The sequence below is a fragment of the Pseudomonas sp. ICMP 561 genome, assembly GCF_002699985.1.
In the GTDB taxonomy this organism is placed as follows: Bacteria; Pseudomonadota; Gammaproteobacteria; order Pseudomonadales; family Pseudomonadaceae; genus Aquipseudomonas; species Aquipseudomonas quasicaspiana.
In genome coordinates this window covers 174128-186230 of the sequence record NZ_LKBT01000034.1, presented here as the reverse complement: position 1 = coordinate 186230, position 12103 = coordinate 174128, and the positions used below count along the sequence as shown (strand labels likewise).

At 56.2% G+C, this 12103-nt stretch carries 14 protein-coding genes; all 14 read left to right on the top strand.

Going from position 1 to position 12103, the window contains the following annotated elements:
• Positions 1 to 636 carry a 16S rRNA (guanine(527)-N(7))-methyltransferase RsmG gene (gene rsmG, locus AO242_RS20740; protein WP_099270193.1) on the top strand — a complete coding sequence of 212 codons (636 nt, stop codon included), beginning with the start codon at positions 1 to 3 and terminating at the stop codon, positions 634 to 636.
• A gap of 18 nt (positions 637 to 654) precedes the next feature.
• Positions 655 to 1446 (top strand): ParA family protein, encoded by a 792-nt coding sequence (locus AO242_RS20735; RefSeq protein ID WP_027901588.1) that lies wholly within the window; start codon positions 655 to 657, stop codon positions 1444 to 1446.
• A gap of 9 nt (positions 1447 to 1455) precedes the next feature.
• Complete coding sequence (locus tag AO242_RS20730) at positions 1456 to 2328, top strand: ParB/RepB/Spo0J family partition protein (RefSeq protein WP_027901589.1); 873 nt, start codon at positions 1456 to 1458, stop codon at positions 2326 to 2328.
• Between the two features lie 146 nt (positions 2329 to 2474).
• Positions 2475 to 2882: a F0F1 ATP synthase subunit I gene (locus AO242_RS20725; RefSeq protein WP_027901590.1), complete on the top strand. Its 408-nt coding sequence runs from the start codon at positions 2475 to 2477 to the stop codon at positions 2880 to 2882.
• Positions 2883 to 2898: 16 nt separating this feature from the next.
• A complete protein-coding gene (gene atpB / locus AO242_RS20720) occupies positions 2899 to 3768 on the top strand; it encodes a F0F1 ATP synthase subunit A (protein WP_027901591.1) in 870 nt (289 codons plus the stop codon).
• A 147-nt stretch (positions 3769 to 3915) separates the two neighbouring features.
• Positions 3916 to 4173, top strand: coding sequence for a F0F1 ATP synthase subunit C (gene atpE, locus AO242_RS20715; protein WP_002555987.1), 258 nt, complete (start codon positions 3916 to 3918; stop codon positions 4171 to 4173).
• Positions 4174 to 4230: 57 nt separating this feature from the next.
• A complete protein-coding gene (locus AO242_RS20710; RefSeq protein ID WP_027901592.1) occupies positions 4231 to 4701 on the top strand; it encodes a F0F1 ATP synthase subunit B in 471 nt (156 codons plus the stop codon).
• A 12-nt stretch (positions 4702 to 4713) separates the two neighbouring features.
• Positions 4714 to 5250 (top strand): F0F1 ATP synthase subunit delta, encoded by a 537-nt coding sequence (locus AO242_RS20705; RefSeq protein ID WP_027901593.1) that lies wholly within the window; start codon positions 4714 to 4716, stop codon positions 5248 to 5250.
• 21 nt (positions 5251 to 5271) lie between these two features.
• Positions 5272 to 6816 (top strand): F0F1 ATP synthase subunit alpha, encoded by a 1545-nt coding sequence (gene atpA / locus AO242_RS20700; RefSeq protein WP_027901594.1) that lies wholly within the window; start codon positions 5272 to 5274, stop codon positions 6814 to 6816.
• Between the two features lie 50 nt (positions 6817 to 6866).
• Positions 6867 to 7727 (top strand): F0F1 ATP synthase subunit gamma, encoded by an 861-nt coding sequence (gene atpG / locus AO242_RS20695; RefSeq protein ID WP_087269415.1) that lies wholly within the window; start codon positions 6867 to 6869, stop codon positions 7725 to 7727.
• Between the two features lie 27 nt (positions 7728 to 7754).
• Complete coding sequence (gene atpD / locus AO242_RS20690; protein ID WP_027901596.1) at positions 7755 to 9134, top strand: F0F1 ATP synthase subunit beta; 1380 nt, start codon at positions 7755 to 7757, stop codon at positions 9132 to 9134.
• 44 nt (positions 9135 to 9178) lie between these two features.
• The gene (locus AO242_RS20685; protein ID WP_027901597.1) at positions 9179 to 9604 is read left to right on the top strand and encodes a F0F1 ATP synthase subunit epsilon; all 426 of its coding nucleotides are present in this window, start codon (positions 9179 to 9181) and stop codon (positions 9602 to 9604) included.
• A gap of 116 nt (positions 9605 to 9720) precedes the next feature.
• On the top strand, positions 9721 to 11088 hold the full coding sequence (gene glmU, locus AO242_RS20680; protein ID WP_099270192.1) for a bifunctional UDP-N-acetylglucosamine diphosphorylase/glucosamine-1-phosphate N-acetyltransferase GlmU: 1368 nt from the start codon (positions 9721 to 9723) through the stop codon (positions 11086 to 11088).
• Positions 11089 to 11335: 247 nt separating this feature from the next.
• The gene (locus AO242_RS20675) at positions 11336 to 12103 is read left to right on the top strand and encodes a DeoR/GlpR family DNA-binding transcription regulator (protein WP_099270191.1); all 768 of its coding nucleotides are present in this window, start codon (positions 11336 to 11338) and stop codon (positions 12101 to 12103) included.

Sequence of the window (12103 nt, the reverse complement as noted above, 5' to 3'; positions counted from 1 at the left end):
ATGGTCACCCCGCAACACGCCGAAGAGTTATCCCGAGGCGCTCAGGAACTGGGTGTAGAACTCAGTGAAAGCCAGCACTCACAGCTGCTGGCCTACCTGGCCCTGTTGATCAAATGGAATAAGGCTTACAACCTGACTGCGGTGCGCGACCCGGACGAAATGGTGTCCCGTCATCTGCTCGATAGCCTGAGCGTGGTGCCATTCATCGATGGCGAACGCTGGTTGGACGTTGGCAGTGGTGGCGGCATGCCGGGTATTCCATTGGCGATCCTGTTTCCGGAGATGAAGATCACCGTGCTGGACAGCAACGGCAAGAAAACCCGGTTTCTGACCCAGGTCAAACTGGAGCTCAAGCTGGATAATCTTCAGGTTATCCACAGCCGCGCCGAATCTTTTCAACCTGAACAACCGTTTACCGGGATCGTTTCCCGTGCGTTCAGCAGTCTGGAAGACTTTACCGGGTGGACCCGCCACATGGGCGACACCAATACGCGATGGCTGGCGATGAAAGGCCTGCATCCGACCGATGAACTGGTAGCATTGCCCGCAGATTTCCGCGTGGATAGCGCACAAGCCTTGACCGTACCGGGTTGCCAAGGCCAACGCCATCTGCTGATACTGCGCCGCACGGCATGACTGGGAACACAAGCAAGCATGGCTAAGGTATTCGCGATTGCGAACCAAAAAGGTGGTGTGGGTAAAACCACCACCTGTATCAATCTCGCAGCATCGCTGGTCGCTACCAAGCGCCGCGTATTGCTGATCGATCTCGACCCTCAGGGCAACGCCACGATGGGCAGTGGTGTGGATAAACATGCCCTGGAAAACTCGGTTTATGACGTTCTGATTGGCGAATGCGATCTGGCTCAGGCCATGCAGTTCTCTGAACATGGCGGCTACCAGCTACTGCCCGCAAACCGGGACCTGACGGCTGCCGAAGTTAATCTGCTCGAAATGAAGATGAAGGAGAGCCGCCTGCGCAATGCGCTGGCGCCGATCCGCGAGAACTACGATTACATCCTGATCGACTGCCCGCCGTCTCTGTCGATGTTGACGTTGAACGCGCTGGTCGCTTCAGATGGGGTCATCATCCCCATGCAGTGTGAATACTTTGCTTTGGAAGGTCTCAGCGACCTTGTGGATAACATCAAGCGCATTGGTGAGCTGCTCAATCCTGCCCTGAAAATCGAGGGATTGCTGCGCACCATGTACGACCCGCGTCTGAGCTTGATCAACGACGTTTCTGCGCAGCTCAAAGAGCATTTCGGCGAACAGCTGTACGACACCGTAATCCCGCGCAACATTCGTCTCGCCGAGGCACCGAGTTTCGGTATGCCTGTTCTGGCTTACGACAAGAGTTCTCGCGGTGCATTGGCCTACCTTGCCCTTGCAGGGGAAATGGTTCGTCGTCAACGGCGCGGTTCGCGCACAGCTCAGCCAACTTAAGGAAACCCCATGGCCGTCAAGAAAAGAGGTCTCGGACGTGGGCTGGACGCACTTCTGAGCAGTCCAACCGTCAGCTCCCTCGAAGAACAAGCCGTCAAGGCCGACCAGCGTGAGCTGCAGCACATCCCGCTGGATCTGATTCAGCGCGGCAAGTACCAGCCACGTCGCGACATGGATCCTCAGGCGCTCGAAGAGCTCGCCCAATCGATCAAGGCCCAGGGCGTGATGCAGCCGATTGTGGTGCGTCCGATTGGCGATAACCGTTTCGAAATCATCGCTGGCGAACGTCGCTGGCGTGCAAGCCAGCAAGCAGCGATGGAAACCATCCCGGCGATGGTGCGCGATGTGCCGGATGAAACCGCTATCGCCATGGCGTTGATCGAGAACATTCAGCGCGAAGACCTTAATCCCATTGAAGAAGCAGTGGCTTTGCAGCGTCTGCAGCATGAGTTTCAGCTCACCCAGCAGCAAGTGGCCGACGCGGTCGGCAAGTCGCGGGTCAGCGTTGCTAACCTGCTGCGCCTGATTGCGCTACCGGATGTGATCAAAACGATGCTTTCCCACGGCGACCTGGAAATGGGTCATGCTCGAGCGTTGCTCGGTTTGCCCGAAGATCAGCAGGTCGAAGGGGCGCGACATGTTGTCGCACGTGGTCTGACGGTTCGCCAGACAGAAGCGCTCGTACGCCAGTGGTTGAGTGGAAAACCGGCAGCTGCCGAGCCGGTCAAGACCGATCCGGATATCAGCCGCCTCGAACAGCGTCTGGCCGAGCGGCTGGGCTCTGCGGTGCAAATCCGGCACGGGCAGAAGGGCAAGGGGCAGTTGGTGATCCGTTATAACTCGCTGGATGAGCTTCAGGGTGTGCTCGCCCACATCCGCTGAAACAATTGCACTGTAGCGTGTAGTCGGAAATCACTACCTGAAGGTTGAATAGGGGCTGAACCGCCCCTATACTCTGCGCGCATTTTGTCGGCACAAATTATGCCAAGTTATTGATTTTGGCGGCCGACGCACGAGGAGCAGGAGTGATGGAGACACGCATGCCAAACCGCTTGCCGTTCCATCGACTGGCGGTTTTCCCGGTACTGCTGGCTCAATTTATTGTCCTGCTGCTGGCAGCCCTGGTGCTGTGGCAGTGGCACGGAGTCGTAGCCGGATATTCAGGGCTGTGCGGAGGCCTGATAGCCTGGCTGCCCAATTTGTATTTTGCTCACAAGGCTTTCCGGTTTTCCGGGGCTAGAGCAGCGCAAGCCATAGTCCGGTCATTTTATGCCGGCGAGGCGGGCAAGCTGATTTTTACGGCAGTGCTTTTTGCACTGACCTTTGCAGGTGTGAAGCCATTGGCGCCGATTGCGGTATTCGGCGTGTTCATGTTGATCCAGGTGGTCAATTGGTTCGCTCCCCTGCTGATGAGAACAAGACTTTCGAGACCTTAGGGCGTTTGAGGCAAACATGGCAGAGCAAACAGCTTCGGGCTATATCCAGCACCACTTGCAGAACCTGACCTTCGGTCAGCTACCGGATGGCGGCTGGGGTTTTGCCCACACCGCTGCAGAAGCGAAGGAAATGGGCTTTTGGGCTTTCCACGTCGATACTCTCGGCTGGTCTGTTGCCCTGGGCCTGATTTTCGTTCTGATTTTCCGCATGGCGGCCAAGAAGGCAACTTCCGGGCAACCAGGCGCGCTGCAGAACTTCGTTGAAGTGCTGGTCGACTTCGTAGACGGTAGCGTGAAGGACAGCTTCCACGGTCGTAGCCCGGTGATTGCACCGTTGGCGCTGACCATTTTCGTCTGGGTGTTCCTGATGAACGCCGTCGACCTGGTTCCAGTTGACTGGATTCCTCAGTTGGCGATCCTGATTTCAGGCGATTCGCACATTCCTTTCCGCGCTGTTTCGACGACTGACCCTAACGCCACGCTTGGCATGGCTCTGTCGGTCTTCGCGCTGATCATTTTCTATAGCATCAAGGTCAAGGGTATCGGCGGTTTTATCGGCGAACTGACCCTGCACCCGTTCGGCAGCAAGAACATTTTTGTTCAGGCGCTGTTGATTCCGGTGAACTTCCTGCTTGAATTCGTGACTCTGATTGCCAAACCAATTTCGTTGGCACTGCGTCTGTTCGGCAACATGTACGCTGGCGAGCTGGTGTTTATCCTGATCGCCGTCATGTTCGGCAGCGGCCTGCTCTGGCTTAGCGGCCTGGGCGTGGTACTGCAATGGGCGTGGGCTGTATTCCACATCCTGATCATCACCTTGCAGGCGTTCATCTTCATGATGCTGACCATCGTGTATCTGTCGATGGCTCACGAAGATAACCATTAAGACTCGCCTGGCGCGTCTGGATGTACCTCTCGCTTCGGCGAGAGGAGGCCGCAAGCGGGGAACCGCAAGGGCTGATGTAAAACGATTTGTTTTACCGCTTTAATCTAAGAAAACCTAACCAATACGACGTAAAAGTCGGGAGGAAAGATGGAAACTGTAGTTGGTCTAACCGCTATCGCTGTTGCACTGTTGATCGGCCTGGGCGCACTGGGTACTGCAATCGGCTTCGGCCTGTTGGGCGGCAAATTCCTGGAAGGCGCAGCTCGCCAGCCAGAAATGGTTCCAATGCTGCAGGTTAAAATGTTCATCGTTGCCGGTCTGCTCGACGCCGTAACCATGATCGGTGTTGGTATCGCTCTGTTCTTCACCTTTGCGAACCCCTTCGTTGGTCAACTCGCTGGCTAATCTCTCGATTTTTCGAGGTGATTGGTGTGATGGACAACGAACGAGCGAGGTGTTGGCGTGAACATTAATGCAACCCTGATTGGTCAGTCCGTTGCGTTCTTCATTTTTGTGCTGTTCTGCATGAAGTACGTTTGGCCTCCGGTCATTGCGGCTTTGCACGAACGTCAGAAGAAGATCGCTGATGGACTGGACGCTGCCAGCCGAGCAGCTCGCGACCTGGAGTTGGCCCAAGAGAAAGTGGGTCATCAACTGCGTGAAGCTAAAACTCAGGCAGCCGAGATCATTGAGCAAGCCAAGAAACGCGGTACTCAGATTGTCGACGAAGCCCGTGAACAGGCCCGTGTCGAAGCTGACCGTGTGAAGGCTCAGGCTCAGGCCGAGATCGAACAGGAACTGAACGGTGTCAAAGACGCGCTGCGCGCCCAATTGGGTAGCCTGGCGGTCGGCGGTGCTGAGAAGATCCTGGGTGCCACAATCGATCAAAACGCGCACGCGGAGCTGGTTAACAAACTGGCTGCTGAAATTTAAGCGAGGGCGATCATGGCAGAACTGACCACGTTGGCCCGACCTTACGCTAAGGCAGCCTTCGAGCACGCCCAGGCCCACCAGCAACTGGCCAATTGGTCAGCCATGCTCGGCCTGGCTGCAGCGGTGTCGCAAGATGACACCATGCAGCGCGTACTCAAGGCCCCGCGACTGACGAGCGCAGACAAGGCCACCACTTTTATTGAAGTGTGTGGCGACAAGTTCGATGCCAAGGCACAGAATTTCATCCACGTCGTTGCTGAAAACGACCGTCTCCCGCTTCTGCCGGAGATCGCCGAACTGTTCGACCTGTACAAGGCCGAGCAGGAAAAATCGGTCGATGTGGATGTCACCAGTGCTTTTGCATTGAACCAAGAACAGCAAGACAAACTCGCCAAGGTTCTCAGTGCACGGCTCGGCCGGGAAGTGCGCCTGCATGCTGCGGAGGATGCCACCCTTATCGGTGGTGTCGTAATCCGAGCCGGCGACCTGGTTATCGATGGCTCAGTTCGCGGCAAACTCGCGCAACTAGCCGAAGCATTGAAATCTTGAGTTTGAAGGGGCAGCAGAGCAATGCAGCAACTCAATCCTTCCGAAATAAGTGAAATCATCAAGGGTCGCATCGACAAGCTCGATGTAACCTCCCAAGCCCGTAACGAAGGCACTGTCGTCAGCGTATCTGACGGCATCGTGCGGATTCACGGTCTGGCCGACGTAATGTACGGCGAGATGATCGAGTTTCCGGGCGGCGTCTACGGTATGGCGCTGAACCTTGAGCAAGACTCTGTAGGTGCTGTGGTACTGGGCGCTTACACGACTCTGGCTGAAGGCATGAGCGCCAAGTGCACTGGCCGCATCCTCGAAGTTCCGGTTGGTAAGGAACTGCTGGGTCGCGTAGTCGACGCACTGGGTAACCCAGTTGACGGCAAAGGTCCGCTGAACAACACCGAGACCGATGCGGTCGAGAAAGTTGCTCCAGGCGTGATCTGGCGTAAGTCGGTAGACCAGCCTGTACAGACTGGCTACAAGGCTGTCGATGCCATGATTCCTGTCGGCCGTGGCCAGCGTGAGCTGATCATCGGTGACCGTCAGATCGGTAAAACCGCTCTGGCCATCGACGCAATCATCAACCAGAAAGACAGCGGCATCTTCTGCGTATACGTAGCAATCGGTCAGAAACAATCGACCATCGCCAACGTTGTTCGCAAGCTCGAAGAAAACGGCGCACTGGCTAACACCATCGTCGTGGCTGCAAGTGCTTCTGAATCCGCTGCGCTGCAATTCCTTGCACCGTACTCGGGTTGCACCATGGGTGAATTCTTCCGCGACCGCGGTGAAGACGCGCTGATCGTTTATGACGATCTGTCCAAGCAAGCAGTGGCTTACCGCCAGATTTCCCTGCTGCTGCGCCGTCCACCAGGCCGTGAAGCTTACCCAGGCGACGTGTTCTATCTCCACTCCCGTCTGCTGGAGCGCGCATCGCGTGTTTCCGAAGAGTACGTAGAGAAGTTCACCAAAGGCGCAGTGACCGGCAAAACCGGTTCCCTGACCGCATTGCCGATCATCGAAACCCAGGCTGGCGACGTTTCCGCGTTCGTTCCGACCAACGTGATTTCCATCACCGACGGTCAGATCTTCCTGGAATCGGCCATGTTCAACTCTGGCATCCGTCCAGCTGTGAACGCCGGTGTTTCGGTATCCCGTGTGGGTGGTGCCGCTCAGACCAAGATCATCAAGAAGCTCTCCGGTGGTATCCGTACCGCTCTGGCTCAGTACCGTGAACTGGCAGCATTTGCCCAGTTTGCTTCTGACCTGGACGAAGCGACCCGTAAGCAACTTGAGCATGGTCAGCGCGTTACCGAGCTGATGAAGCAGAAGCAATACGCACCAATGTCGATTGCTGACATGGCGCTGTCGCTGTATGCCGCTGAGCGTGGGTTCCTGACCGACATCGAAATCGCCAAGATTGGCAGCTTTGAACAAGCGCTGATTGCTTACTTCAACCGCGATCACGCCGATTTGATGGCGAAGATCAACGTGAAGGGTGACTTCAATGACGAAATCGACGCTGGCATGAAAGCCGGTATCGAGAAGTTCAAGGCCACCCAAACCTGGTAAGCCGCAGCGGGGGCCGAAAGGCTCCCGCTTGCTAACCTGATAGGTGTTACATGGCAGGCGCAAAAGAGATTCGCAGCAAGATTGCGAGCATCAAAAGCACGCAAAAGATCACCAGCGCCATGGAAAAAGTGGCGGTCAGCAAAATGCGCAAGGCTCAAATGCGCATGGCTGCTAGCCGTCCTTACGCGGAGCGCATCCGCCAGGTGATTGGTCATCTGGCCAACGCTAACCCGGAATACCGCCACCCGTTCATGGTCGAGCGCGCTGTAAAGCGTGTTGGTTATGTCGTAGTGAGCAGTGACCGTGGTCTGTGCGGTGGCTTGAATACCAACCTGTTCAAGGCTCTGGTCAAGGACATGGCGGTAAACCGTGAAAACGGCGTAGAGATCGATTTGTGCGTGGTTGGCAGCAAAGGTGCGGCATTCTTCCGCAACTTCGGCGGTAACGTCGTCGCTGCGATCAGCCACTTGGGCGAAGAGCCGTCGATCAATGATTTGATCGGCAGCGTCAAGGTGATGCTGGATGCCTACCTGGATGGCCGTATTGATCGCCTGTCCGTGGTATCCAACAAGTTCATCAACACCATGACCCAGCAGCCAACGGTGGAGCAATTGATTCCGCTGGTGGCGACCCCGGATCAGAAACTCAAGCACCACTGGGACTATCTCTACGAACCCGATGCCAAAGAGCTGCTTGACGGCTTGATGGTTCGCTACGTTGAGTCGCAGGTGTACCAGGCGGTGGTCGAGAACAACGCAGCTGAACAAGCAGCGCGGATGATCGCGATGAAGAACGCCACAGACAACGCCGGTGATTTGATCAGTGATTTGCAGCTGATCTACAACAAGGCGCGTCAGGCAGCGATCACCCAAGAGATCTCGGAAATCGTCGGCGGCGCTGCCGCGGTTTAACGGTTCAAATATTAGAGGAACCAGCTAATGAGTAGCGGACGTATCGTTCAAATCATCGGCGCCGTGATCGACGTGGAATTCCCACGCGATAGCGTACCGAGTATCTACAACGCGCTGGAAGTCAAAAGCGCGGCAGGGACCACTCTGGAAGTTCAGCAGCAGCTGGGCGACGGCGTGGTTCGTACCATTGCGATGGGCTCCACCGAGGGCTTGAAGCGTGGTCTGGAAGTTTCAGACTCTGGCAAAGCCATCTCCGTACCGGTCGGTAAAGCGACTCTGGGCCGGATCATGGACGTGCTGGGCAACCCGATCGACGAAGCTGGCCCGATCGACACCGAAGAACGCTGGGGCATTCACCGTCCTGCGCCGTCCTTCGCTGAACAGGCTGGTGGCAACGATCTGCTGGAAACAGGCATCAAGGTTATCGACCTGGTTTGCCCGTTCGCCAAGGGTGGTAAAGTCGGTCTGTTCGGTGGTGCCGGTGTAGGCAAAACCGTAAACATGATGGAACTGATCCGTAACATCGCCATCGAGCACAGCGGTTATTCCGTGTTCGCCGGTGTGGGTGAGCGTACTCGTGAGGGTAACGACTTCTACCACGAGATGAAGGATTCCAACGTTCTGGACAAAGTGGCACTGGTTTACGGTCAGATGAACGAGCCGCCGGGTAACCGTCTGCGCGTAGCACTGACCGGCCTGACCATGGCCGAGAAATTCCGTGACGAAGGTAACGACGTTCTGCTGTTCGTCGACAACATCTACCGTTACACACTGGCCGGTACTGAAGTATCCGCACTGCTGGGCCGTATGCCTTCCGCAGTAGGTTACCAGCCGACCCTGGCTGAAGAGATGGGCACTCTGCAAGAGCGCATCACTTCCACCAAAAACGGTTCGATCACTTCCATCCAGGCCGTATACGTACCAGCGGATGACTTGACTGACCCGTCGCCAGCGACCACGTTTGCCCACTTGGACGCAACCGTCGTACTGTCCCGTGACATCGCTTCCCTGGGTATCTACCCAGCGGTAGATCCACTGGATTCGACTTCGCGCCAGCTGGACCCGAACGTTATCGGCCAGGAACACTACGACACCGCTCGCGGCGTTCAGTACGTGTTGCAGCGCTACAAAGAACTGAAGGACATCATTGCGATCCTGGGTATGGACGAGCTGTCGGAGACCGACAAACAGTTGGTTAACCGTGCTCGTAAGATCCAGCGCTTCCTGTCGCAACCGTTCTTCGTGGCTGAAGTCTTCACTGGTGCATCGGGTAAATACGTTTCCCTGAAAGACACCATTGCTGGCTTCAAAGGCATCCTCAACGGTGACTACGACCACCTGCCAGAACAGGCGTTCTACATGGTCGGCGGCATCGAAGAAGCGATCGAGAAAGCCAAGAAACTGTAATCCCAGCGCCCGGCAACGGGCGCTAATCAGGTCGAGGCAAGCAAATGGCTATAACAGTCCATTGCGATATCGTCAGCGCGGAAGGGGAAATTTTCTCCGGTCTGGTCGAGATGGTGATTGCGCACGGCAACCTGGGTGATATTGGTATCGCTCCAGGCCACGCGCCGCTGATCACTGATCTGAAACCAGGTCCGATCCGCTTGATCAAGCAGGGCGGAGCAGCCGAGGTGTTTTACATCTCGGGCGGTTTCCTCGAGGTTCAACCGAACATGGTCAAGGTGCTTGCCGACACTGTGCAACGTGCTGATGACCTGGACGAAGCCTCTGCTCAGGCAGCCGTAAAGGCAGCCGAGAAGGCCCTGAACGAAAAAGGCGCAGATTTCGATTACGGATCTGCAACTGCTCGTCTGGCCGAGGCCGCAGCCCAGCTGCGTACCGTTCAGCAAATTCGCAAGAAGTTCGGCGGCTAACCCCGTCTTCTTCTGCGCGATTGAGAAAAAGGGTAGCCTCGGCTACCCTTTTTCTTTTTTCAGGATCAGCCGACGCTTGTGGATAAGTGACGCGGCGCGCCTCAGTTGGAAATCTCATGTCTCTCGATATCGTTATTCTCGCGGCAGGCCAAGGCACTCGCATGCGCTCGGCACTGCCCAAGGTTTTGCATCCGGTTGCCGGTGATTCAATGCTCGGCCATGTTATCCACAGCGCCCGGCAATTATCGCCGCAGCGTATCCATGTAGTGATTGGGCATGGTGCGGATATCGTCCGTGAGCGCCTGGCCGCCGATGATTTGAATTTCGTCATGCAGGACAAGCAACTGGGGACCGGACACGCCGTTGCTCAGGCATTGCCGGAACTCACCGCCGAGACCGTGCTGATCCTCTATGGCGATGTACCGCTCATTGAAGTTGAAACCCTTGAGCGTTTGCTGAAACAGGTCACTGCCGAACAACTGGGCCTGCTGACCGTAAACCTCGACGATCCAACCGGTTACGGCCGTATCGTGCGTGACGAGCAGAATCTTGTACGTGCCATTGTTGAACACAAAGATGCGACCGAAGCCCAGAAGGCTATAACCGAAGGCAACACCGGCATTCTTGCGGTCCCGGGCAAGCGCCTGGCGGATTGGCTGGGACGGCTATCTAACAACAACGCTCAAGGCGAGTATTACCTGACTGACGTGATTGCCATGGCCGTCAACGATGGTCTGGTGGTCGCCACTGAGCAGCCCCACGACGCCATGGAAGTTCAGGGCGCCAACGACCGCAAACAACTCGCCGAGCTGGAGCGTCACTATCAACTGCGCGAAGCTCGCCGCCTGATGGCGCTGGGCGTAACGTTGCGCGATCCAGCTCGTTTCGATGTACGCGGTGACGTGACAGTAGGGCGCGATGTGCTGATCGACGTTAACGTCATCCTCGAAGGTCGGGTCGTCATTGAAGACGATGTGATCATCGGCCCAAACTGCGTGATCAAAGACAGCACCTTGCGCAAAGGTGTGGTGATTAAAGCCAACAGCCATATTGATGGCGCGATCATGGGCGAGGGCAGTGATGCTGGTCCATTCGCGCGTCTGCGTCCGGGCAGTGTGCTGGGGGCCAAAGCGCATGTGGGTAACTTCGTAGAGCTGAAAAATGCTCAGTTGGGCGAAGGCGTCAAAGCCGGTCACCTGACTTACCTGGGTGATACGGTGATTGGCGCACGTACCAACATTGGTGCAGGGACCATTACGGTTAACTACGACGGGGTCAATAAACACAAAACCTTGATTGGTGAGGATGTGTTCATCGGGTCCAACAACTCATTGATCGCGCCTGTGGCTATAGGTGACGGTTCCAATACTGCAGCTGGTTCGACCATCAATTTGAATGTGGATAAGTCGCAGCTGGCTGTTGCCCGCGCACGCCAGCGTAATATTGATGGCTGGAAACGCCCGGTTAAAATCAAGAAAGACTGAAGTTATCCACAGGACGGCTACTGATTCTCTGTCGCGGTATAGCTGAAATTAAGCTGTCGCGAAGCAAACGGAGACCTGTAGGAGCGCGCTTGCCCGCGATTCAATCTGTCAGTCGATGAATATATCGCGTGTGCTGACGCCATCGCGGGCAAGCGCGTTCCTACAGGGATCACATCAAGCTTGACGTCTTCCTTCGAATAGGTTTTGATTGCCTTCGTTATCTTACGAATCGAAACTTAAGTCAGCCATGTCGAAACGCAATACACCTCAAAGACGCCACAATATCCTTGCATTGCTCAGCGAGCAGGGCGAAGTGAGCGTGGATGAGCTGGCCAGGCGCTTCGAAACTTCTGAAGTTACGGTTCGCAAGGATTTGGCTGCACTCGAAAGTAATGGTCTGCTGCTGCGTCGCTATGGTGGTGCGGTCACGCTGCCTCAAGAACTGATCAGCGAAAGCTCACAGCCTGTCTCCAGGTACAAGCAAGCCATCGCCCGTGCCGCCGTGCAGCGAATTCGCGAACATGCGCGAATCATCGTTGACAGTGGCAGCACCACTGCCGCGTTGATTCCCGAACTGGGCCAGCAACCTGGCCTGGTGGTGATGACCAACTCCCTGCACGTCGCCAGCGCACTGAGCGAACTGGAACATGAGCCTGTTCTGTTGATGACCGGTGGTACCTGGGACCCGCATTCAGAGTCCTTCCAGGGCCAGGTCGCGGAGCAGGTATTGCGTTCATACGATTTCGATCAGTTGTTTATCGGTGCCGACGGCATCGATCTGTCTCGTGGTACCACCACTTTCAACGAGTTACTGGGGCTGAGCCGCGTCATGGCTGAAGTCGCCCGCGAAGTAGTGGTGATGGTCGAGGCGGACAAAGTGGGCCGCAAGATACCCAATCTGGAGCTGCCCTGGAGCAGTATCCACACCCTTATTACTGATGATCGCCTGCCATCCGAGGCGCGCGAACAGATAAAAGCCCGCGGCATAACCTTGATTTGCGCCGCTGTCAGCTAG